The sequence below is a fragment of the Pseudomonas sp. URMO17WK12:I6 genome, assembly GCF_003253625.1.
Lineage (GTDB): Bacteria > Pseudomonadota > Gammaproteobacteria > Pseudomonadales > Pseudomonadaceae > Aquipseudomonas.
This window is the reverse complement of sequence record NZ_QKYZ01000001.1, coordinates 398,366-420,707: the sequence shown is the minus strand read 5'-3', so window position 1 is coordinate 420,707 and position 22,342 is coordinate 398,366. Positions and strand designations below refer to the sequence as shown.

At 60.6% G+C, this 22,342-nt stretch carries 25 protein-coding genes; 13 read left to right on the top strand and 12 right to left on the bottom strand.

The genetic code is table 11. The features are described from left to right. The first annotated feature begins 44 nt into the window (after window positions 1–44). Window positions 45–1,259 carry an aldose 1-epimerase family protein gene (locus F475_RS02025; RefSeq protein WP_111453038.1) on the top strand — a complete coding sequence of 405 codons (1,215 nt, stop codon included), beginning with the start codon at window positions 45–47 and terminating at the stop codon, window positions 1,257–1,259. A gap of 6 nt (window positions 1,260–1,265) precedes the next feature. Here the strand turns inward: F475_RS02025 and F475_RS02020 are convergent, their stop codons facing one another. Beyond that, window positions 1,266–2,759 (bottom strand): YifB family Mg chelatase-like AAA ATPase, encoded by a 1,494-nt coding sequence (locus tag F475_RS02020; RefSeq protein ID WP_111453037.1) that lies wholly within the window; start codon window positions 2,757–2,759, stop codon window positions 1,266–1,268. Between the two features lie 340 nt (window positions 2,760–3,099). Between F475_RS02020 and F475_RS02015 the strand changes: the two genes are divergently transcribed. After that, window positions 3,100–3,363, top strand: coding sequence for a HigA family addiction module antitoxin (locus tag F475_RS02015; RefSeq protein ID WP_018927527.1), 264 nt, complete (start codon window positions 3,100–3,102; stop codon window positions 3,361–3,363). Between the two features lie 233 nt (window positions 3,364–3,596). Here F475_RS02015 and F475_RS02010 read toward each other — a convergent pair whose 3' ends face one another. Beyond that, window positions 3,597–3,857 (bottom strand): accessory factor UbiK family protein, encoded by a 261-nt coding sequence (locus F475_RS02010; RefSeq protein WP_111453036.1) that lies wholly within the window; start codon window positions 3,855–3,857, stop codon window positions 3,597–3,599. Between the two features lie 416 nt (window positions 3,858–4,273). Here F475_RS02010 and glnK point away from each other — a divergent pair, with 416 nt between their 5' ends. From glnK to sutA, 4 genes are all read left to right on the top strand, one after another. Continuing rightward, complete coding sequence (gene glnK, locus F475_RS02005; RefSeq protein ID WP_002555808.1) at window positions 4,274–4,612, top strand: P-II family nitrogen regulator; 339 nt, start codon at window positions 4,274–4,276, stop codon at window positions 4,610–4,612. A 35-nt stretch (window positions 4,613–4,647) separates the two neighbouring features. Next, window positions 4,648–5,985, top strand: coding sequence for an ammonium transporter (locus tag F475_RS02000; protein ID WP_018927528.1), 1,338 nt, complete (start codon window positions 4,648–4,650; stop codon window positions 5,983–5,985). A gap of 212 nt (window positions 5,986–6,197) precedes the next feature. Then, a complete protein-coding gene (locus F475_RS01995) occupies window positions 6,198–6,623 on the top strand; it encodes a secondary thiamine-phosphate synthase enzyme YjbQ (RefSeq protein WP_018927529.1) in 426 nt (141 codons plus the stop codon). A 102-nt stretch (window positions 6,624–6,725) separates the two neighbouring features. Continuing rightward, a complete protein-coding gene (gene sutA / locus F475_RS01990) occupies window positions 6,726–7,049 on the top strand; it encodes a transcriptional regulator SutA (protein ID WP_018927530.1) in 324 nt (107 codons plus the stop codon). 81 nt (window positions 7,050–7,130) lie between these two features. On the opposite strand, the gene F475_RS01985 is transcribed toward sutA, so the two are convergent. The 6 genes from F475_RS01985 to F475_RS01960 are packed head-to-tail and all read right to left on the bottom strand — an operon-like array spanning window position 7,131 to window position 11,741. Further along, window positions 7,131–7,838 (bottom strand): HAD family hydrolase, encoded by a 708-nt coding sequence (locus F475_RS01985; protein ID WP_019650117.1) that lies wholly within the window; start codon window positions 7,836–7,838, stop codon window positions 7,131–7,133. Next, on the bottom strand, window positions 7,835–8,734 hold the full coding sequence (gene xerC / locus F475_RS01980; protein WP_018927532.1) for a tyrosine recombinase XerC: 900 nt from the start codon (window positions 8,732–8,734) through the stop codon (window positions 7,835–7,837). Before xerC ends, F475_RS01985 begins: the two co-directional genes overlap by 4 nt. Before the next feature lie 2 nt (window positions 8,735–8,736). Beyond that, window positions 8,737–9,462 carry a DUF484 family protein gene (locus tag F475_RS01975; RefSeq protein ID WP_007941280.1) on the bottom strand — a complete coding sequence of 242 codons (726 nt, stop codon included), beginning with the start codon at window positions 9,460–9,462 and terminating at the stop codon, window positions 8,737–8,739. Between the two features lie 13 nt (window positions 9,463–9,475). Further along, complete coding sequence (gene dapF, locus F475_RS01970) at window positions 9,476–10,306, bottom strand: diaminopimelate epimerase (protein ID WP_018927533.1); 831 nt, start codon at window positions 10,304–10,306, stop codon at window positions 9,476–9,478. Window positions 10,307–10,310: 4 nt separating this feature from the next. Then, complete coding sequence (gene lysA, locus F475_RS01965; RefSeq protein ID WP_018927534.1) at window positions 10,311–11,558, bottom strand: diaminopimelate decarboxylase; 1,248 nt, start codon at window positions 11,556–11,558, stop codon at window positions 10,311–10,313. 9 nt (window positions 11,559–11,567) lie between these two features. Continuing rightward, window positions 11,568–11,741, bottom strand: a complete 174-nt coding sequence (locus F475_RS01960) for a lipoprotein (protein ID WP_007941283.1) — start codon at window positions 11,739–11,741, stop codon at window positions 11,568–11,570. Window positions 11,742–11,979: 238 nt separating this feature from the next. Here F475_RS01960 and cyaY point away from each other — a divergent pair, with 238 nt between their 5' ends. From cyaY to rnk, 3 genes are all read left to right on the top strand, one after another. After that, complete coding sequence (gene cyaY, locus F475_RS01955) at window positions 11,980–12,312, top strand: iron donor protein CyaY (RefSeq protein ID WP_018927535.1); 333 nt, start codon at window positions 11,980–11,982, stop codon at window positions 12,310–12,312. A 4-nt stretch (window positions 12,313–12,316) separates the two neighbouring features. After that, window positions 12,317–12,535 carry a DUF1289 domain-containing protein gene (locus tag F475_RS01950; RefSeq protein WP_081625749.1) on the top strand — a complete coding sequence of 73 codons (219 nt, stop codon included), beginning with the start codon at window positions 12,317–12,319 and terminating at the stop codon, window positions 12,533–12,535. A 275-nt stretch (window positions 12,536–12,810) separates the two neighbouring features. Beyond that, window positions 12,811–13,221: a nucleoside diphosphate kinase regulator gene (gene rnk / locus F475_RS01940; RefSeq protein ID WP_007941285.1), complete on the top strand. Its 411-nt coding sequence runs from the start codon at window positions 12,811–12,813 to the stop codon at window positions 13,219–13,221. 5 nt (window positions 13,222–13,226) lie between these two features. Here rnk and F475_RS01935 read toward each other — a convergent pair whose 3' ends face one another. The 3 genes from F475_RS01935 to F475_RS01925 form a co-directional block, all read right to left on the bottom strand. Next, complete coding sequence (locus F475_RS01935; RefSeq protein ID WP_111453035.1) at window positions 13,227–16,073, bottom strand: class I adenylate cyclase; 2,847 nt, start codon at window positions 16,071–16,073, stop codon at window positions 13,227–13,229. 207 nt (window positions 16,074–16,280) lie between these two features. After that, the gene (locus F475_RS01930) at window positions 16,281–16,526 is read right to left on the bottom strand and encodes a TIGR02647 family protein (protein WP_007894898.1); all 246 of its coding nucleotides are present in this window, start codon (window positions 16,524–16,526) and stop codon (window positions 16,281–16,283) included. Window positions 16,527–16,705: 179 nt separating this feature from the next. Continuing rightward, window positions 16,706–16,990, bottom strand: coding sequence for a hypothetical protein (locus F475_RS01925; RefSeq protein WP_111453034.1), 285 nt, complete (start codon window positions 16,988–16,990; stop codon window positions 16,706–16,708). Between the two features lie 125 nt (window positions 16,991–17,115). Here F475_RS01925 and F475_RS01920 point away from each other — a divergent pair, with 125 nt between their 5' ends. Then, window positions 17,116–17,775, top strand: coding sequence for a glutathione S-transferase family protein (locus tag F475_RS01920; RefSeq protein WP_064621064.1), 660 nt, complete (start codon window positions 17,116–17,118; stop codon window positions 17,773–17,775). Between the two features lie 107 nt (window positions 17,776–17,882). On the opposite strand, the gene argH is transcribed toward F475_RS01920, so the two are convergent. Continuing rightward, window positions 17,883–19,277: an argininosuccinate lyase gene (gene argH, locus F475_RS01915; RefSeq protein WP_019580504.1), complete on the bottom strand. Its 1,395-nt coding sequence runs from the start codon at window positions 19,275–19,277 to the stop codon at window positions 17,883–17,885. Between the two features lie 462 nt (window positions 19,278–19,739). On the opposite strand from argH, the gene F475_RS01910 reads away from it, so the two are divergent. The 3 genes from F475_RS01910 to F475_RS01900 all read left to right on the top strand — a co-directional run bounded on the left by F475_RS01910 (window position 19,740) and on the right by F475_RS01900 (window position 22,328). Further along, window positions 19,740–20,486, top strand: coding sequence for a LytTR family DNA-binding domain-containing protein (locus F475_RS01910; protein ID WP_064621063.1), 747 nt, complete (start codon window positions 19,740–19,742; stop codon window positions 20,484–20,486). Window positions 20,487–20,622: 136 nt separating this feature from the next. Then, complete coding sequence (gene hemC, locus F475_RS01905) at window positions 20,623–21,564, top strand: hydroxymethylbilane synthase (protein WP_111453033.1); 942 nt, start codon at window positions 20,623–20,625, stop codon at window positions 21,562–21,564. After that, window positions 21,561–22,328, top strand: coding sequence for a uroporphyrinogen-III synthase (locus F475_RS01900; protein WP_111453032.1), 768 nt, complete (start codon window positions 21,561–21,563; stop codon window positions 22,326–22,328). The genes hemC and F475_RS01900 overlap by 4 nt, the downstream gene beginning before the upstream one ends. Window positions 22,329–22,342: the final 14 nt, after the last annotated feature.

Below are 22,342 nucleotides of genomic sequence, written 5' to 3'. Positions count from 1 at the left end.
TTCAAGTTTATAAAAATGGCACAACTCCAAGAAAGGCTGCTGCCATGACCCCGCTCAAACTCTTCGTTGCCCTCAGCGCACTGTCCGCTGCTTCCCACGCCATGGCCTGGGATTACGTCCTGCTCGATACCGACAAAGCCGCCCAGAACTGGCAGATCACCAGCCAGCAACTCGGCGTGAAAACCGACAAACCCTTCTCCGTGACCCTGCGCACCTTGCATGGCGGTCGGCAGGAGGGCGTCAGCATTGTCGACATCGATAACGGCGCGATGAAACTCTCGGTGGTGCCGACTCGCGGTATGAACGTGCTGCAAGCTTCGGTCGGCAATGTGCGCATGGGCTGGGATTCGCCGGTCAAGGAAGTGGTCAACCCGTCCTTCATCGAACTCAACGGTCGCGGTGGCCTGGGTTGGCTGGAAGGTTTCAATGAACTGGTCACCCGCTGCGGCTACGAATGGGTCGGCCATCCCGGCATGGACAATGGCGAGCTGCTGACCCTGCACGGTCGCGCCGCCAACATCCCGGCCAACAAAGTCACCCTGCACATTGATGAAAAACCGCCATACGCCATCAGCCTGCGCGGTGAACTGAAAGAGCAGGCATTCAAGAAAGTCGACTTCTCCGTCGCGACCGAACTGGTTACCGAGCCCGGCAGCGTCGTGTTCGCCCTCAACGACACCCTGACCAACAACGGTGATTATCCGAAGGAATACCAGGCGCTGTATCACAGCAACTTCAGCACACCGTTCCTGGAGCAGGGCGCCCGCTTCGCCGCGCCGGTGAAGCAGGTCTCGCCGTTCAACGACAAAGCCAAGGGCGATCTGCCGGACTGGCAAACCTACCGCGCACCGACCAAGGACTACGACGAAACGGTTTACAACGTGGTGCCGTATGCCGATGCCAAGGGCGATACGTTGACCGTGCTGCATAACAAGGCCGGCAGCCTGGGTGTCTCGGTCGGTTTCAACACTCAAACACTGCCGGTGTTCTCCCTGTGGAAAAACACCGATACCCAAGGCCAGGGCTACGTCACGGGGCTGGAGCCTGGGACGAGTTTTTCCTATAACCGCCGGTATCAGCGGCCACTGAACCTGGTGCCGACAATTGCGCCGAAGGAACAGAAGCAGTTCCGCATCAGCTACAGCTTGTTGTCGGATAAAGCGGCTGTGGATAAGGCGTTGAAGCAGGTGAGCGAGATTCAGGGTGGGCGCGAGACGGAGGTGCGGCAGACGCCGTTGGTTGATCTGACCAAGGGGTGACACGGACTAGAGCGTTGTTGGCCGATATTGCAGCGCTTCGGCCAGGTGTTCGCGTCTGATCCCGTCAGCCTGCTCAAGGTCCGCCAGCGTGCGCGCGACCTTGAGCAGTCGATGGGCCGCTCGCAACGACAGCGTTAAACGCTCGCAGGCGGATTCCAGCCAGTTTTCATCGGCTGTGGATAACTTACAGTGCCGGCGTAGGCCTGGCAGGTCGAGGAAGGCATTGGCGCAACCCTGGCGTTTGTGTTGCCGCTCTCTTGCATCAGCAACCAACTCGGCGGCGGTGGCTGTATCGTCGCCGGGTTTCAACGCAGGATTCAACGCCGTGGCCTCACGAGCAACCGTCAGGTGCAGATCGATGCGGTCCAGCAGCGGCCCCGACAGTTTGTTGCGATAGCGCTGCACCATGTCCGGCGTGCAGGAACAACGACCACTTGGCTCGCCAAGATATCCACAGGGGCAGGGGTTCATCGCTGCGACCAGTTGAAAGCGCGCCGGAAAGCGTACGCGGTCCTTGGCACGGGAAATCACGATGTGGCCGGATTCCAGTGGCTCTCTCAACACCTCCAATACCTTGCGATCAAACTCTGGAAGCTCATCGAGGAACAACACGCCATGGTGGGCGAGGGTGATTTCGCCGGGTTGCGGTTTCGAGCCGCCACCCACCAGTGCCGGGCCTGAGGCGGAGTGGTGGGGTTGTCGGAAGGGGCGCTGCGGCCAATGACTCAACGGCACACAACTGGCGACCGATTGAATCGCCGCGACTTCCAGTGCTTCGCTCTCGGCCAATGGCGGTAACAACCCCGGCAGACGACTCGCCAACAACGTTTTCCCCGTCCCCGGCGGACCGCTGAACAGCAGGTTATGAGCCCCCGCCGCTGCAATCAGCAAGGCTCGCTTGGCCGCAAGTTGTCCCTGAACTTCATTCAAGTCGGGATAGGGTTTGCTGGCGTAGAGCAAACCGTTGGAAGCGTAGGGTTCGATGGGCGTGTGACCATTGAAATGCGCGACCGCTTGAAGCAGATGATCCACCGCAATCACCTTCAACCCCGACGCCAGGCAGGCTTCTTCAGCGTTCGCTCGCGGGACTACCAGCGTGCGCCCGGCCTTGCGCGCCGCCAGCGCCGCCGGCAACACCCCGCGAACCGCACGCACCGCGCCCGACAGCGCCAGCTCTCCCAGGCACTCCACGTCATCCAGCGTCAACGTCGGCACCTGCACGCTGGCCGACAGAATCCCCAAGGCAATCGCCAGATCGAACCGCCCGCCATCCTTCGGCAAATCGGCGGGAGCGAGATTCAAGGTGATGCGCCGCGCTGGAAATTGCAGCCCCGAATTGATGATCGCGCTACGCACCCGGTCCTTGCTTTCCTTCACTGCCGCCTCGGGCAGCCCGACCATGGTCAGCGACGGCAAGCCGTTAGCCAGATGCACTTCGACGGTGACGGCGGGCGCATCCACGCCGACTTGGGCGCGGCTGTGGACGATGGATAGGGACATGGTCGTTCCTTGAGCTGACGGGGGCCGCTTCCTGCGGGTTTTTGAAGGGTAGTCGTGGGCAGATGATTTAGCGTTGTGGCGGAGTAACCAAACTTTCGCAGGATGTTGCTGGGCGAGCTGATTCCAGTCAGTTAAGTCGTAACGCAATCTGTACCAGCCTTCGGCAGCTGCTACACAGGTTACGTCGCGGCTGGTATTTGGGCGTAATCAACTGAGGAGCTAGTTTTTTTGTAGGACCGGGCCTGGATAGATGAAGGACTTCGGTGAAAGAGCTCGGACGCTCTTGTCGGATCGGGGTGGCTGCTTATGATCACAGTTGATCAAGCCCTCAGGAGGGGAGATGAGCAATTCTGGAATGCGGCCGATTCATCCTGGCGAAATCCTTGAAAAGGAGTTTCTTGAGCCAATGGGCATTACGGCGGCTGGTTTGGCTAGCTCGTTGAATGAGGTTGGAGATGAGGTGAGTGCCCTTGTGATGCAGGAGAGCGATGTAGGCCCTGATCTTGCCGAGAGGCTTTCCATTTACCTGAACACCACGCCCGAACTCTGGCTAAACCTGCAATCGACCTACGATCAGCGCAGGGCCGAAATCGAGCGTGGTTGAGCTTCGGGTGCTTGCATCACCCGCGAAGCACGCTTCCACCAAGAGGCATTGAGCGGACGGCGGCGGAGGAAGTTGCCGGGATGTTCGCGGGGCTTAAGATCAAAAGATCGCAGCCTTCGGCAGCTCCTACGGGGTGGTTGTTCCAGCGCGGGGCGGCTGGAACACCGTGGTGACTCTAATCGCGAGCAGGCTCGCCCCCACAGTAGATCCCATTGCCATGGGAACCGGCGGGGTTATTCGGTGGGTGGATTGAGCTTCGCTTCCAGCTCCGCCACTTTCGCCTCAAGGCTCTCCAAGCGGGCGCGGGTTCGGGCCAGTACGACCATCTGGCAGTCGAATTCTTCACGGCTTACCAGATCCAGTTTGCTGAAGCCGCTCTGAAGCAGGGCCTTGAACTGGCTTTCGATTTCGCTTTTCGGCAGTGGGGTGTCGCCGCTGAAGAGGCGGGAGGCGGTGCCGCTCAGGGCGTCGAGGAAGTCTTTGGGCGCGAGCATGGGAAATGTCCTGTCAACAATGGCGGGCAGTGTACCACGCAGTGTCTATAGTCAATCTCGAAGGCTGGGATGCACGCTTTTCGCGCATGCGAGTGGACAGCCACGCACTGTTGTTGTGCGTAACCGTGACGTCAATCGGCTGGAGAGGCCTGCGTTAGCGGCCAAGGGCTTGAAATCAATGGCTTTTGGATAGATGGCAAGCTTTCTGCTTAGTCGCTGGTGACCCATGCACTGATGCAGTCGCTGTGACGAATGCAGTGCGCCAAGCGGAACGGGGGAAGTTTCGTGCGGAGTGGTTAGCTGGCGTCGGACGGGCAGGTAAAGCCGACGATGCGTTACAAAGCCAGGCACTGCGCTTAGACTTGAGTCGGGTTTGTTTTCCTGGGGCAAGTCCACCAATTCGGGAGAGAGTTTTCATGAAGCTAGTCACTGCCATCATCAAGCCGTTCAAACTGGACGACGTGCGCGAGTCGCTGTCCGAGATCGGCGTGCAGGGCATTACCGTTACTGAGGTCAAAGGCTTCGGTCGGCAGAAGGGTCACACCGAGCTGTATCGCGGCGCGGAGTACGTGGTCGATTTTCTGCCTAAGGTGAAGATCGATGTCGCCATTGACGACAAGGATCTGGACCGGGTTATCGAGGCGATAACCAAGGCCGCCAACACCGGCAAGATCGGTGACGGCAAGATCTTCGTGGTCAATCTGGAACAGGCGATTCGCATCCGTACCGGCGAAACCGATACCGACGCAATCTAAGCCGCCACAAACCCAACGCCCCAGGAGAAAACAAAATGACTCTGCGTAAATTCGCAGGGCTAGGAGCCCTGTTGTCCATCGTAATGCCTGGCCTGGCCATGGCGGCAGATCCGGTGGCGCCTCCAGTCCTCAATTCCGGCGATACCGCCTGGATGATGACCTCGACAGCCCTTGTGCTGTTCATGACCATCCCCGGCCTCGCGCTGTTCTACGGCGGCATGGTTCGTTCCAAAAACGTTCTTTCGTTGATGATGCAATGCTTCGCCATTACCGGCCTGGTCACCATCCTGTGGTTCCTTTACGGCTACAGCATGGCGTTTGACACAACGGGTATGGAAGCTAACGTCGTCAACCTCAATTCGTTTGTCGGCAGCTTCGCCAAGGCATTCCTCGCCGGCATCACGCCTGCCAGTATTACCGGCCCCGCGGCGCTGTTTCCCGAGGCGGTGTTTGTCACCTATCAGATGACCTTCGCCATCATCACCCCCGCGCTGATCGTCGGTGCTTTCGCCGAGCGGATGAAGTTCTCCGCAATGCTGGTGTTCATGGGGATCTGGTTCACCCTGGTTTACGCGCCGATTGCGCACATGGTCTGGAGCGGTCCGGGTTCGCTTTTGGGCGACTGGGGCGTGCTCGACTTCGCAGGCGGCACCGTGGTGCACATCAACGCCGGTGTGGCCGGGCTGATCGCCTGTCTGGTACTGGGCAAGCGTAAAGGCTTCCCAACCACCCCGATGGCTCCGCACAACCTCGGCTATACCCTGATGGGTGCCGCGATGCTCTGGGTTGGCTGGTTCGGTTTCAACGCCGGTTCCGCTGCCGCAGCCAACGGCACTGCCGGTATGGCCATGCTGGTGACTCAGATCGCTACCGCCGCCGCAGCCTTGGGCTGGATGTTTGCCGAGTGGCTGACCCACGGTAAACCGAGCGCACTGGGTATCGCTTCGGGCGTGGTGGCCGGTCTGGTTGCGATCACTCCGGCGGCGGGTACCGTTGGCCCGATGGGCTCGATGATCATCGGTCTGGCAGCAGGCGTGGTGTGCTTCTTCTGCGCCACGACTCTGAAACGCAAAATGGGTTACGACGACTCCCTCGACGCTTTTGGCGTGCACGGTATCGGCGGTATCCTCGGCGCGATCCTGACGGGTGTGTTCGCTGCACCGTCCCTGGGTGGTTTCGGCACCGTCACCGACATCGCGGCTCAAGTCTGGATTCAGTGCAAAGGCGTGGGCTTCACGGTGATCTACACCGCGATCGTCACCTTCATCATCCTCAAGGTGCTGGACGCTGTCATGGGTCTGCGCATCACCGAGGAAGAAGAAGCAGTCGGCATCGATCTGGCGCTGCACAACGAACGCGGCTACAACTTGTAAGCACGCCTATAAAAAATGCCCGGCTTGCCGGGTATTTTTTTGTCTTGATTTTGTCAGTGAAGGAAAGGCTGAAAGGTTTTTTCATACACGTTCAGGGGCGTTTACAACGGGTGTTTTTCTGCGGCCAATGGCTTACACGATTGAAGGAATATTAGGGCCTTTGTTTTTTCCCAGAGCGCGCTAGAATGCGCCCCGAACGTGCGGAGAACTGTATGTGGCAACAGACTCTGATTACCTTGCGGGCACGGCCCCGGGGCTTTCATCTGGTAACGGACGAGTTACTCGCCGGCTTGCCTGAACTCAAGGCGTGTCGGGTCGGTCTGTTGCATTTGTGGCTACAGCATACCTCGGCGTCGTTGACCATCAACGAGAACGCCGATCCGGCGGTACGTCGCGACTTCGAACGATTTTTCAATCGTCTGATCCCACAAGGAACGGACGACTATGAGCATAACGACGAAGGCCAGGACGACCTCCCGGCGCACTTCAAGGCCAGCGTACTTGGCTGTCAGCTCAGTTTGCCGATCTCGGCAGGCCGACTGGCGTTGGGAACCTGGCAAGGCGTTTATCTGGGCGAGCACCGTGATCATGGCGGTGCCCGTAAAGTCCTCGCCACCGTGCACGGTGAAGGGGAATAAACCGCTGGTCACCAGCGGTGGTTGAATTTTTTCCGGCGGCCTTCGACAGAAGGCAAAGCTGGGCTATAACTAATCTGCTTTTCGCAAGTCATGAGGTAGAACATGAGCGACGATGATCTGGAAAACGACGACCTCGAAGTAGGCGACGACGACGAAACCGAAGAAGGCCTGGAAGCGGCGGCTGAAGACGTCGCTGAAGACGACGGCGGTGATGTGCCCGTTCCGACTGCCAAAGGCAAAGCCAAGGCAGCGGTATCGGTCGATGAGCTGCCGAGCGTTGAAGCCAAGAACAAGGAACGCGATGCCCTGGCCAAGGCCATGGAAGAGTTTCTGGCACGGGGCGGCAAGGTGCAGGAAGTGGAGGCCAATGTGGTCGCCGATCCTCCCAAGAAGCCTGATAACAAGTACGGCAGCCGGCCTATCTAAGCGCCTGCTTCCAGCTTGCTGAAAAAAGCCCGCCGTCGCTGCGGGCTTTTTCATGGGTGAAAATCAAAAGATCGCAGCACCTCAAATATCGACTGAGTTCCAGCGGGCGAGCAGTGCAGGCAACTCGGTCAAACTGCGAATCTCGGCATCCGGCGCCTTCTCGGCTTCCCACACTTTGCCCGCCGGGTTAAACCAGATCGCTCGCAACCCCGCCTGCTGTGCTCCGGCAATGTCATCGCCAGGATGATCGCCGATATGCACCGCGGTTTCGGCGGTCGCGCCGCCCCGTTGCAACGCTTCATGAAACAGTCGCGCATCCGGTTTGGCGATGCCGATGTCTTCGGCGCACAGGGCAAACCTGAAGTAATCCGCCAGGCCCAGTCGGCGCACATCGGCGTTGCCGTTGGTCACTACACCGAGGGCGTAGTGCTTGGCGAGTGTCTCCAGCGTCGGCTCGACTTCGGGGAAAACTTCCAATTGATGCCGGGCATGCAGAAACACTTCAAAACTTTGATCAGCCAGGTCTGAGGCTTGACCATGGTCGTAACCAGCCTCTTCCAGAGCATGAAAAAGCACCCGCCGACGCAGCGCACTGATTCGGTGCTTGAGGTTCGGCTCGTTGCTCAATACCCGCTCGCGAATCGACCACAAATGCTCCACCGGCACCGCGCCCAGGTTCGGCGCATGCTCGGTCAGCCATTCACGCAATATGGCTTCGGCGCTGGCGATTACCGGGGCGGTGTCCCACAGGGTGTCGTCGAGGTCGAAGGTGATCAGTTGGATGGTCATGAATCATCGCCTTTAATGCGTTTGGCCCGTGGATGGGCGCTGTCGTAGACCGTCGCCAGGTGCTGGAAGTCCAGATGGGTGTAGATTTGGGTGGTCTTGATGTCTGAGTGGCCGAGTAGCTCTTGCACGGCGCGCAAGTCCTGAGAGGACTCCAGCAAATGGCTGGCGAAAGAGTGTCGCAACATGTGCGGGTGCAGGTTCTGCCCCAGCTCGCGCTCGCCGGCGGCCTTGACCCGCACCTGAATCGCCCGAGGACCGAGGCGCCGACCTTGCTGGCTGACAAACACTGCGTCGTCCGCCGGGTTGGTCATGGCCCGCAACGGCAGCCACAGTTCCAGTGCTTCGCGAGCCTTTTTACCCACTGGCAACAGCCGGGTCTTGCTGCCTTTACCGAGGACCTGGACCATGCCGTCAGCCAGGTCCAGCTGATCGAGGTTGAGCCCGGTCAGCTCCGAAAGCCGCAAGCCGGAGGAGTAGAACAACTCCAGAATCGCCTGATCCCGACGGGCCAGAAAATCATCCTCCACCGCGCCTTCCAGCAGTTGCAGCGCACGGTCGGTGTCGAGGGTTTTCGGCAGACGACGCTCGCCTTTGGGCGGTGCCAGGCCGTTGGCCGGATCGTGGTCGCACAGGCCTTCGCGGTTCAGATAATGATAGAGCCCGCGCACCGCCGACAGTAGCCGTGCCAGGCTGCGGGACGATTGGCCTTGTGCATGCAGACGGGCGATCAGGCTGCGCAGCCGCTGGATATCCAGTGCGGCCCAGCTGCCGATGTTCTGTTTGACGCACCAGCCAAGCACTTTATCGAGGTCGCGGCGGTAGGCGTACAGCGTATGCGGCGACACTTGCCGCTCACTGCGCAGGTGTTCGCAGTAAGCGTCCAGTTGCCGTTCCACGATCAGCGTACCGAGCGCAGGGAGTTGTTGACCCGTGGCAGTACGCGACCCATGACTTCGGCGATGTAGCTGAGGAACAACGTGCCCACCGAACTCTTGTAGTGCTGAGGATCGCGGCTGGCGATGGCCAGAACACCGTGGATGCCCTGGTGGCTGATGGCGACGACGGCGGTGGAGCCGATCTGCTTGCGCTGTTCTTCGCCGAACAGGAAGTCCAGTTCATGCTCACGCAGGCTGCCGCAGACGCTCTTGTCTTCCGAGAGCAGGCCGCCGATGGCCGTTTGTGCGTCGGCGTGGGTGACCCAGCGGCCTACCGGCATCGGGTTGTCGCCCAGCAGGATCAGGCTGACGAAGGGCACCTGAAAGTCCTGGCGCAGGCTGTCTTCGACGCCGATCACCACGTCTTCCAGGCTGGTCGCGTCCATCAACGTGAGAATCAGACGGCGGGTCTTGTCGAACAGGCGATCGTTGTCGCGGGCCACGTCCATCAAGTGCGAGAGACGATGACGCAACTCGATGTTGCGATCGCGCAGAATTGTCATCTGGCGTTCGACCAGCGAAATGGTGTCGCCGCGCTGGTGCGGAATGCGCAGGGCCGGGAGCAGTTCTTCATGCTCGATGAAGAAATCCGGATGAGCCTCCAGGTACGCGGCAATCGCCGCCGCCTCAAGGCTTTCGGAAGGGGATTCGTCGGGCTGTAGGGCGGGAACCTGGGGCTTGTCGGTCATGGATTTCGCTCACTCAAAGACGCACTTGTCCTTCGTATACGCGTACTGCCGGGCCGGTCATCATGACCGGTTGGCCAGGGCCTGCCCATTCAATGGACAGGCGCCCGCCGGGCAGGTCGATCAATAGCGGCGAATCCATCCACCCCTGGCTGATCGCGGCCACCGCGGCAGCACAAGCGCCGGTTCCGCAGGCCTGGGTTTCCCCGGCCCCGCGTTCCCAGACGCGCAACTGCGCGCGGTTCCGGTCGATGACCTGGAGAAAACCGACATTGACCCGCGCCGGAAAGCGCGGGTGATGTTCGATTTTCGGCCCCAGTTCATGCACCGGTGCTTTGTTGATGTCGTTGACCCGCAACACAGCATGGGGGTTGCCCATGGACACCGCAGCCAGTTCGACCATGGTGCCGTCGACGTCGACCTGATAGCTCAGGGCCTGGCTTGGGGCTTCGAACGGAATCTCGGCCGGCACCAGGCGCGGGGCGCCCATGTTGACGCTGATCTGGCCATCGTTGCGGATGTCCAGTTCGATGATGCCGCTTTTGGTCTCGACGCGAATCTGCCGCTTGGCGGTCAGGCGCTTGTCGAGCACGAAGCGGGCGAAGCATCGAGCGCCGTTACCGCACTGTTCCACTTCGGAGCCGTCGGCGTTGAAGATCCGATAGCGGAAATCCACGTCCGGGTTGCTGGGCGCCTCGACGATCAGCAACTGGTCGAACCCGATGCCGGTGTGCCGATCGCCCCATTGCTTGGCATGCTTGGGCAGAATGTGCGCGTGCTGGCTGACCAGGTCGAGAACCATGAAGTCATTGCCCAGGCCGTGCATCTTGGTAAAACGCAGCAGCATGGGGTTACTCCGGCAGCAGGCTTTCGCCAGCAAACAACTCGGCTACCGTCTCGCGGCGACGCACTTCAATTGCCTGATCACCGTCCACCAACACTTCAGCGGCGCGGCCGCGAGTGTTGTAGTTGGAACTCATGACAAACCCGTAGGCACCGGCCGAATGCACGGCCAGCAGGTCGCCTTCTTCCAGCGCCAGTTGACGATCCTTGGCCAGGAAGTCGCCGGTTTCGCAGATCGGGCCGACGATGTCGTAGGCACGCGCGGCGGTATCGCGAGGGCGCACGGCGGTAACGTCCATCCAGGCCTGGTACAGCGCCGGGCGGATCAGGTCGTTCATGGCCGCATCGACGATGGCGAAGTCTTTGTGTTCGGTGTGCTTGAGGTACTCGACCTGGGTCAGCAGCACGCCGGCGTTGGCAACGATGAAGCGGCCTGGCTCGAACACCAACGCCAGGTCACGACCGTCGAGACGTTCGCGCACGGCCTTGATGTAGTCGGCGGCCAATGGCGGCTCTTCATCGCGATAACGCACGCCCAGACCGCCACCCAGATCGATGTGGCGCAGGTAGATGCCGCAATCGCCGAGGCGGTCGACCAGGCCCAGCAGGCGGTCGAGGGCATCGATGAAGGGCGGCAGGGTGGTCAGTTGCGAGCCGATGTGGCAATCGACGCCGACCACTTCCAGGTTAGGCAGTTGCGCGGCGCGGACGTACACGTCTTCGGCGTCGGCGATGGCGATGCCGAACTTGTTTTCTTTGAGACCGGTGGAAATGTACGGGTGCGTGCCGGCATCGACGTCCGGGTTGACGCGCAGCGAGATCGGCGCGCGAACGCCCAGCTCGGCGGCGACTACTTGCAGACGCTCGAGCTCGTCGGTGGATTCGACGTTGAAGCAGTGCACGCCGACTTCCAGGGCGCGACGCATGTCGTCACGGGTCTTGCCGACACCGGAGAACACGATCTTTTCGGGGCTGCCGCCAGCGGCCAGTACACGCTCCAGCTCGCCACGGGAAACGATGTCGAAACCGGCGCCCAAACGGGCCAGGACATTCAGTACACCCAGGTTGGAGTTGGCCTTGACCGCAAAGCAGACCAGGTGAGACGTGCCGGCCAGCGCATCGGCGTAAGCCAGGTACTGGGCTTCGATGTGGGCACGGGAGTAGACGTAGGTCGGTGTACCAAAGCGTTCGGCGATGGCGGACAGGGCAACACCTTCCGCGAACAGCTCACCGTCACGGTAGTTAAAAGCGTCCATGGCGTTCCCTTATTGGTAGACGTCGTGTTTGTGTGCTTTCGACGGAGACTGTTGCGACGACTTGGCCTGCTCTGCAGGATCCTGGCTGTCATCGGGCAGGTACAGCGGGCCTTTTTGACCACAGGCCGATACCAGGCAGGCAACCGCGACGAGCGCAGCAAGGGAAGAGATCAGGCGCTTCATGGCGAAATCCTTGAAAATGCGTTAATTGCGCCGGAGTATACCGGCCACCCGGCAGCTTGCCTATGTGACGCGGCTCCCGTCCGGCGGGCCTTTGACTGTGGCGCAGTAACTTGTCCTGCGTTGCGCAGGGATATTTCGTACCGCACCTCGTCCTTGGTGGTTATTCTTTGCAATCATCGGGGCTCGCCCGTATCTTGCGGCGCTTGAGCGTGAGTAGACACTTTTTGAGGTTCCCGTAATGAGTTTGACTGAAGCCCGTTTTCACGACCTGGTCGATGCCACCCAGCAGACGCTGGAGGATATTTTCGATGAGAGTGACCTGGATATCGATCTGGAGAGCTCGGCCGGTGTGCTCACCGTCAAGTTTGAAAACGGCAGCCAGTTGATCTTCAGTCGCCAGGAGCCGTTGCGGCAATTGTGGTTGGCGGCGGTGTCCGGCGGTTTCCACTTCGACTATGACGAAGAGAGCAAGCGCTGGATGTGTGACAAGAGCGACGAGCAACTGGGTGAGATGCTCGAGCGCATCGTCAAGCAGCAAGCCGACGTCGAACTCGATTTCGAAGGTCTGTGAGATCGTGACCCAGCCTGCGCCCGTTCGCCCGCCCAAGCCGCTCTATAGCAACGTCAGCCCGGCAGTGCCTTCGCCGTGCAGCGGTGTGTGCCGGCTGGATGAGCAGAAGGTTTGCCTGGGGTGTTTTCGGCATGTCGAAGATATCCGCGAATGGCGCTCGGCCGATGATGAGCGGCGGCGGGTGATTTGTGCGCAGGCTGTACAACGCAAGATCTTGGCTTAAGGGCTTTTGTGGCGAGGGGGCTTGCCCCCGTTCGGCTGCGCAGCAGTCGTAAGCTTTTTGGGGCCGCTTCGCGACCCAACGGGGGCAAGCCCCCTCGCTACATCGCTCCCTCGCCACAATGGTCAGCGCTGGGCCGTGGTCGCCCCCGGCTTGTTTATTTATTGAGCTGTGATAGTGTCCAGATACGCCTCAACCCATCGAGGCTCGTGAAAACCCCGCCTTTTTCTGGCGGGGTTTTGCTTTTTTCGTGCAGAAGAAAGGAGTCTGCCCTGATCATGACCGCACCTTCCATCACCCTTACCCGTCTGGACGTGCAACGTCTGGAGCGCCTGATCGACAGCCTGGATGACTCGCTGCCGGGCGTTATCGCGCTGCAAACCGAACTGGATCGCGCCGATACCCTGGTCGGTCACGAAGAGGTGCCGGCCGATGTCGTGACCATGAATTCTAAAGTGCATTGCCGCGAAGAAAGCAGTGGCAAGGACTACCACCTGACCCTGGTCTACCCCAAGGATGCCAACGCCGACGAAGGCAGGATTTCCATTCTGGCGCCGGTGGGCAGTGCGTTGCTCGGCCTGAAGGTTGGCCAGCACATCGACTGGCCGGCACCGGGTGGCAAGACTCTCAAACTGACCCTGCTGGAAGTTGAATCGCAGCCTGCCAATGGCGGCGCGTTCCCGGAATGAACCCCTCAGACCTGCTCGAGCGCCTCGTTCAATGCGCGCTCCAGGTCGGCCTTGTAGCGCAAATACAGATTGCTTGAACTCTGACCATCACCGAGCAGGCCCGACAGGTCCAGGTCGGTGATGTAGCAGCGATAGCGTTCGGTCTCGCGGCGCTGTTCGACGATTTCCCGGGCGACCACGCTGAACAGTTGGTCGCCATGTTCCAGCTCTGAAAATTCCCGCTGATTGCAATACAGCGTTACTTGCACCTGTCCTGGTGCGGCTTTGCCGACGATCGCCTGCACGTCATAGAACGGTTTGTTGACCGGGGTTTGCGGCGCCGGTCGGGCTTCGACCCGACGCGCCCGCGCGGTGCCTGAAGGCAATAACTGGTAATACAAAGTCTCCAGGCTCAGCGGCTGGGCGGCGTCCATCGGTAGCAAGGCGTCGCGCCGGTACTGGATCGATTGCAGGAAACGTTGCAGCGGCACCAGCAGGCTTTGTTCGTCGTGATAGGGCAAGCGTTGTTGCCACAAGGCATTGAACTCATCCAGTACGTACAGATCGGCCTGGTGTTCGTTGATCCGGTAGAACACCTGAACGCAGTCGGGTTGCCCCATGGGCAGGATCAGCGCCAGGTCGTGGTCTTCCAGTGCCATCGGGTCCAGATGCAGCGGGCTGTAGCTGGCCAGCTCTTCGCCAAGGTAGTCAAACAGCGCCGGCAGCGTGGCGAGGGCAACGTGATTGACCTGGCCGGGCACCAGCTCCAGCACGTGGTAATGCTGCTGGACCTGAATCAGGTAGCGATGATTGAGTTTGCTCAGCAGCAGGTTTTGCGCGGTATCGAGAACTTCTTCGACTCGTCGGGCTATGAATTGCGCGCGGTTGTGGCAGAAGCACCGTACCCGCAGCTTGGGCTGCTGTGGCCCGTCCGGCAGGTTGTTGAGGTAATCGCGCAGGCAGTCGAGCAGGGCATGGGGACCGTCAAAGCGGCTGACCAGCACCTCGTTCCAGCTGTTTAGCGTGACCTGATCCAGGGTCAGCACCAGATTTTCCCGCACGCCGGCGTAGCTCAGAGAATCGGTGCGCTCGGTGGTCATCAGGATGTTCATGTCGCGATGGTGCTTGAGCGGATCGACGCCGACGTTCACCAGAATCAGTATTTCGCTCGGCACGCTGGCGCGCAGCAAAGGCTCTTCGGCGACGGTGGTCAGGGGCAGGGCGATGCTTTGCTGCAGGCTGCCGAGCAGGTTGAACAGTTCGAACTCGCTCAAGTCGCTGGTGCCGGGGTGCAGGGCCAGGCGGGTGCTGCTGTCGATCACGCCGTTACGGTGACACCAGGTGAGCAGTTCGAGTAACTGGCGGCTGCGCTTGATCGGCGCGAAATGCTCCCACTCATGAGCGGTCAGGCTGCCGTTGTACAAACCCCATTGGGTTTGCCCCGGCTCTCTCTTGTTCGGGGCCTGCACCAGCGTCAGGGTGTCTTCGGCCAGATCGGGGGCGATGCCCGGGTTGATGCATTCGACCTTGTCGGCCTTGCGCTCGAAGGCCGCGTACAACCGCCGGCCCAGCACATTGAGGTCGCGCTTGTTGATCAGGCTGACGGTCTGCTCGTTACGGGCAAACTGTGTCAGGAAGCGGTAGCTGTAATTCAGTTCGCCGACCAAGGCACGGCGCTCGGCGCTGACCTGGCGGACTTTCCACTGGCTGCGGCTGTCGAGCAACGCCAACTGACGCTGATCCCAATGCCATTCGTGAGCCAGACGTTCGAGCAGCGAACGCTGCCAGCTCTGGGTGCGACCGCTGCTGCCGGTGAGCTTGCGATTGACCTTCAGGTACAGCGCACGACGTACCAGTTCGAGCCGCTCCGGTTCGCCCCGAGCCGTGAGGTATTCCTCGATGCGCCGGTAAACCACCATGTACGGGTCCAGTTCATCGAGGTCCAGTCGATTGGCAAACACCGCCTGTTTGAAACGCAGGCTCAGGCAGTGGACTTTCGGGTGTTCACTGGCGTAGACCTCGGTCAGCAGCAGTTTGAGCACTGATTTGTAGGGCGATTCGATGCCTTTGAACAGCTGCCAGAGCCCGGCACCGATGAACTCCCCGGGAGGGATGTACGCCAGATGCCCCAGGTCCAGGGTTTCGTCGGCACGGATGAAGCGTTTGGAAAGCAGCGTGTGGGTGTAACGGTCGTACGCAGCCTCTTCGTAGACCGGCACCAGCCACCAGATGGGGGTGCGTCCGGCCAGCCAGATCGCGGTTCGATAGAACTCGTCCAGCAGCAGATAGTGCTGGGTGGTGCCACAGTCTTCCGAGCTCAACTGCGTATCGCGCTCGCCGAGCACGAAGCGGGCCGGGTCGATCAGGAAAAAGTGCGCCTCGGCGCCCTGGCTGGCGGCCCAGACTTCCAGCAACTGGCATTTCTTGCGCAGTTCAGCGAGCTCGCATTCGCTCAGGTCCGGCCCATGACAGACCCACACGTCCATGTCGCTCTGATCGGCCTGGGCCAGAGTGCCGAGGCTGCCCATCAGGAACAGGCCGTGAATGGGGCGCGGCGGATTGCTGCCGTGGCGCGGTTTGTAGGAAAACGAGCGGGTCAGGCGCTGGGCTTCGGCGAGGGTGTTGGTGTCGGGGTCGTAATTCGACAGGCCGGCCGGGGTGCTACCCGAAACGTAACCCGGCAATAGCGGATGATTGACGTGGAAAAACAGCGGCAGCAGGGTCAGCACCGTTTGCTGGCGGGTCGACAACCCTTCCATCGCACGGGCCATGCGACCCTCGTTGAGCTTCAGGAAACGGGCGCGCAGCTGGCTGAGAACCTTGCGATCGATTCCCTCGTCCAGATCGGGGCGGATTTCATGGGTGCGGGTCATGTCAGCTCAATCCGGCTCGCGGGGCTCGGACGCAGGAGGGCTCAGGGTGAGGGGCAGTTTAGCGCCTCGGCCCCGGGACTTTTAAGCTGATTTTGTTTTCCTGGCGTCAGATTTCTATCGTTTGGCGACGGCAGGTCACAGGGCCAGTCATCAAGTGTGCCCGCGGAAATCCCGTGACAGAGCTTTCCGTGGGCTATGCAGTGATGCTCAGGCTGTTTCCCGCACGGACAGAATGGTGAGAACGGTTTGCACGTTTTGTGCGGCGTCACGCCCCAGGCTGGTCAGATAACCGCCATCGGGCTGGGTGATCAATTCTTTGTCGAACAGTCTTTGTGCGGCGGCAATGGCTTTCGGGGCAGCGGTCTGATGAATTTTCAAACCTTCCTGGGAACTGTCCAGGTTGAAGAGTGCGAGGATTTCCAGTTCGGCAACCAACTCAGGGGTAAGCGACATAAGGACTCCAGACTTTCTAGGAATTAGACGATAGCGCCCCTAAGGTGAACCCGTCGGTGAGGCATGTCCAGTGCTGGCAACAGGGTTTTTCTCCCCGAGAGGCATTCCCCGGAGGGTGATAAGGACAGCGGGGGTGGTTTCTGTAGGAGCGAGCGCGCTCCTACAGGGGGAGGGCGGGGTTATTGCTTTTCCGGCGGCAACTCTGGCAGTGCGCGCAGCGCCGTTTCATACCATTCGGTGTCGAATGCACGGTCCTCATCGAGCATGGCGTCGATCTCGTAGGCCAGCACATGGGCCATCAGGTTGAGGATTTCTTCACGCTCGTAACCCACCAGGGTCAGCTTGTTGAAGGTTGCCTTGGCCGCTGGCGGGTTGTCGCTTTCGATCTGGTTTTCGATTGCTTCGATCAGCGTCGTTTCGGCGAATTCTTCGTCGTCGTTGTCGATGTCGTTTGGCTCGCTCATGGCAGGCTCCTCAAGGAAAGGCGGCCAGTTTACCTGCATTCAGCATTGTGATGCTGCTGGCAAGAAGTGCCTGGGCGTTCTATAACTGGCGCTGCCAACCCCCTGCACGGCCTGGAGGCTATGTAATGCTCAAGCTTTATGGATTTTGCGTCAGCAACTACTACAACATGGTCAAGCTGGCGTTGCTGGAGAAGGGACTGCCGTTTGAAGAGGTGCCGTTTTACCCAGGCTCCAGCCCCGAGGCGCTGGCCATCAGCCCGCGCGGCAAGGTTCCGGTACTGGGCGTCGAGCAAGGTTTCGTCAACGAAACCAGCGTGATTCTCGAGTACCTCGAGCAGAGCCAGAAAGGCACACCGCTGCTGCCGAGCGAGCCCTTCGAGCGAGCGCAGGCGCTGGCTTTGGCCAAGGAAATCGAGTTGTACATCGAACTGCCAGCGCGAGCCTGCTACCCCGAAGCGTTTTTCGGCATGTCAGTGCCGGAAGCGATCAAGGACAAGACCAAGGCCGAGTTGCTGCTGGGGTTCGCCTCACTGGGCAGGCACGGCAAGTTCGCCCCTTACGTGGCGGGCGACCGTCTCAGCATTGCGGATTTGTATTTCCTGTACAGCGTGCCGATGGCTTGTGCCGTGGCGCAGAAGCTGTTCGATATTGATCTGCTGGCTGAGATGCCGGCGGCCAGGGCGCTGCTGGAGCGTCTGGGGCAGAATCCGAACGTGCAGCGAATTGCGGCAGAAAAGGGCGCAGCAATGCCCGCGTTTCTGGAGATGATCGCGTCGAAGAAATAGATTGTGTAACGATCTTGAGAATGCCTTCGCGGGCAAGTCTCGCGCCTGAGGGGTACGGTCCCCTGTAGGCGCGAGCGGTGCGGCGATCCGACTTGCCCGCGAAGCTTTTAACGGCTGGCGAGCAATGCCTGACCGCGAGCCACGGCAGCCTTGACCTGTGCCGGCGCGGTTCCGCCGATATGGTCACGGGCATTCACCGAACCTTCCAGGGTCAGCACGGCAAACACGTCCTGCTCGATCTGGTCGCTGAACTTGCGCAGTTCTTCCAGGCTCATTTCCGCCAGGTCCTTGCCGCTGTCTACGCCGTACTTCACCGCGTGGCCAACGATCTCGTGGCAATCACGGAACGGCAAGCCGCGGCGTACCAGGTAGTCGGCCAGGTCGGTGGCGGTCGAGAAACCGCGCAGGGCCGCTTCGCGCATCATCGCGTGCTTGGGCTTGATCGCCGGGATCATGTCTGCGAAGGCTCGCAGCGAGTCGCGCAGGGTGTCGGCGGCGTCGAACAGCGGTTCCTTGTCTTCCTGGTTGTCCTTGTTGTAGGCCAACGGCTGGCCTTTCATCAGGGTCAGCAGGCCCATCAGCGCGCCGAACACCCGGCCAGTCTTGCCGCGAACCAGCTCCGGCACGTCCGGGTTTTTCTTTTGCGGCATGATCGAGCTACCGGTGCAGAAACGGTCCGGCAGATCGATGAACTGGAACTGCGCACTGGTCCACAGCACGAGCTCTTCGGAGAACCGCGACAAGTGCATCATCGCGATGCTCGCGGCCGAGCAGAACTCGATGGCGAAGTCGCGATCGGACACGTTGTCCAGGGAGTTGCCGCCAACAGCGTCAAAGCCCAGCAACTGAGCGGTGTACTCGCGGTCGATCGGGTAAGTGGTACCAGCCAGTGCAGCACTGCCCAGCGGCATGCGGTTGGTACGCTTGCGGCAGTCCACCAGGCGCTCGTAGTCGCGGCTGAGCATTTCGAACCAGGCCAGCATGTGGTGCCCGAAAGTCACCGGCTGCGCGGTTTGCAGGTGGGTGAAGCCTGGCATGATGCTGCCGGCTTCGCGCTCGGCCTGCTCCAGCAAGCCTTTTTGCAGGCGGGTGATCTCAGCCAGGATCAGGTCGATCTCGTCACGCAGCCACAGACGAATGTCGGTGGCGACCTGGTCGTTGCGGCTACGGCCGGTGTGCAGCTTTTTACCGGTCACGCCGATGCGGTCGGTCAGGCGCGCCTCGATGTTCATGTGCACGTCTTCGAGGTCGATGCGCCAGTCGAACTGGCCGGCCTCGATTTCACCCTGGATGGTCTTCAGGCCATCGATGATGCTGTCGCGCTCGGCATCGGTCAGCACGCCGACCTTGGCCAGCATCGTGGCGTGGGCGATCGAGCCCATGATGTCGTGGCGATACAGGCGCTGGTCGAAGGTGACGGAGGCGGTGAAGCGGGCAACGAAGGCGTCGACGGGTTCACTGAAGCGGCCGCCCCAGGACTGATTGGTCTTGTCAGTGCTCATGAATTCGCTCGTATCGGCTTGAAGAAAGATGGCGTGGAACGCTGACGCGGATAATAACAGGGTTGCCAATCCTGTCGCTGACACTGGTCGATACGTTTTTTTCTCATGGGGCGATCCATACTCGAAGCCAGCGATGCGCAAATTGCGCAACGATATTTCTCATTTGAGCAATATCGTCGCGGCAACCGTCTACAGTTGGACAGTAGGATCAGCGCACTTCTCGATGCTGCAGCTGACTATAGAGAGAAGAGGGGTGTTCATATTGTGTATCAGCAAACCTTATGGCGATGCCTCGCCAACGCGGGCCTGGGCCGTCAGTCACCCGGCAGATGAAAATTTAGCCGCCGGTCTTGCGGCACTTTTTGGCCCTCGCGCTAGTCTTAGCGTGGATCGCGGTGACGGACGTCACTTCACCTGTCTACGCTATCTTTGTGCGAGACTCACGCAGGAATCCAGCGCAATATGAATGTCCTGATCGTTGATGACGAACCCCTGGCCCGCGAGCGCCTGAGCCGAATGGTCGGCGAACTCGAGGGATACAACGTCCTGGAGCCCAGCGCCACGAATGGCGAAGAGGCGTTGGCACTGATCGACAGCCACAAGCCGGATATCGTACTACTCGATATTCGCATGCCGGGCCTCGATGGCCTGCAAGTGGCGGCACGATTGTGCGAACGCGAAACCCCGCCCGCCGTGGTGTTTTGCACAGGGCCCGATGAATTTGCCTTGGAAGCCCTACAGGCCAGCGCCGTGGGCTATCTGGTGAAGCCAGTGCGCACAGAACAGTTACATGAAGCATTGAAAAAAGCCGAACGCCCCAATCGCATCCAGCTCGCCGCCTTGACTCGTCCCGCCGCCGAAACCGGCAGCGGCCCACGCAGCCATATCAGCGCCCGCACCCGTAAAGGTATTGAACTGATCCCGTTGGGCCAGGTGGTCTACTTTATTGCCGACCACAAGTACGTGACCTTGCGCCATGAAGGTGGCGAGGTGCTGCTGGATGAGCCACTCAAGGCCCTCGAAGACGAATTTGGCGACCGTTTCGTGCGGATCCACCGCAATGCACTGGTCGCCCGCGAACGCATTGAACGGCTGCAACGCACCCCCCTGGGGCATTTCCAGCTGTTTCTCAAAGGCCTGAACGGCGACGCCCTGATCGTCAGCCGACGCCATGTGGCCGGCGTGCGCAAAATGATGCAGCAGCTTTAATCCGCCATTCAGGGCGGATTTCTACCCTGTTTTAGGGCCTTGAGGGCCAGGGAGGCCATGCAGTTTCTGATACAAGTCAAAGTGGATTTGGCTGAGCTGTTATTATCCGCCGTATCTATTCAGTACGGATTGATCCATGTCCTCTCGCGAAATCCGCATCGCCACCCGCAAAAGTGCTCTCGCCCTGTGGCAGGCCGAATACGTCAAGGCTCGTCTGGAACAGGCCCATCCGGGCCTGCTCGTGACACTGGTGCCCATGGTCAGTCGCGGCGACAAGCTGCTCGATTCGCCCCTGTCGAAAATCGGCGGCAAGGGCCTGTTCGTCAAGGAGCTGGAAACCGCGCTGCTGGAAAACGAAGCCGACATCGCCGTGCACTCCATGAAGGACGTGCCGATGGACTTCCCCGAAGGCCTCGGTCTGTTCTGCATCTGCGAGCGCGAAGACCCGCGCGATGCATTTGTCTCCAATACCTTCGCCAGCCTGGATGAGTTGCCACCAGGCAGCATCGTCGGCACCTCCAGCCTGCGCCGCCAGGCTCAGTTGCTGACCCGTCGCCCGGATCTGGAAATCCGCTTCCTGCGTGGCAACGTCAACACGCGCCTGGCCAAGCTCGATGCCGGCGAATACGACGCCATCATCCTCGCCGCGGCGGGTTTGATTCGTCTGGGCTTCGAACACCGCATCACCTCGGCCATCAGTGTCGATGACAGCCTGCCGGCCGGAGGCCAGGGCGCGGTCGGTATCGAGTGCCGTAGCGCCGACACTGAGATTCATGCACTGCTCGCGCCGCTGCATCATCAGGATACGGCCATCCGCGTGACCGCTGAACGTGCCCTCAACAAACATCTGAATGGCGGCTGCCAGGTGCCGATCGCCTGCTACGCCGTGCTTGAAGGCGAGCAGATCTGGTTGCGTGGCTTGGTGGGCGATCCGAACGGCGGCCTGCTGCTCTGCGCCGAGGCCCGAGCGCCACGCAGCAAGGCCGAGGCCCTGGGCGTGCAAGTGGCCGAAGACCTGCTGAGTCAGGGCGCCGACGCCATTCTCAAAGCAGTCTACGGCGAGGCTGGGCACGAGTGACTGGCTGGCGCCTGCTGCTGACGCGCCCTGCGGATGAATCGGCGGCGCTTGCCTGCGTGTTGGCTGACGCGGGGGTTTTCAGTAGCAGCTTGCCGCTTTTGGACATCGAGCCGATGCCGGCCTCTGCCACAATGTGCGCAGTGATTCAGGACCTGGATCACTATTGCGCGGTGATCGTGGTCAGTAAGCCGGCCGCCAGAATCGCTGTCGAGCTGCTCCACCAGCATTGGCCGCAACTGCCGGTTCTGACGTGGTTCAGCGTCGGCGCGGCAACGGCGCAGATCCTCGAGGCTAACGGGCTGGATGTGAGTTTCCCGGCCGACGGTGATGACAGCGAAGCCTTGCTTGAACTTCCACGGTTGCGCGAGGCTATCGCCCGTCCCGATCCTCGGGTGTTGATCGTGCGTGGGGAGGGTGGGCGCGAGTTGCTGGCTGAGCGTTTGCGCGAGCTTGGTGCTAGTGTCGAGTATCTGGAGTTGTACCGACGCGGCTTACCGCAGTACCCACCGGCAGCGTTGCCTGAGCGGATCGAGGCGGAACGCTTGAACGGGCTGGTGGTCAGCAGTGGACAGGGTTTTGAGCACCTGCACCGATTGGCTGGCGATGCCTGGCCGATCATGGCGCGGTTGCCGTTGTTTGTTCCAAGCCCCAGGGTCGCCGAGCTGGCACGCGCCGCCGGGGCCCAAACAGTTGTGGATTGTCGTGGCGCCAGTGCCGCGGCCTTGCTGACGGCGTTACGGGAGCACCCCGTACCCGTTTTCTAATGCAAAGGATGGAT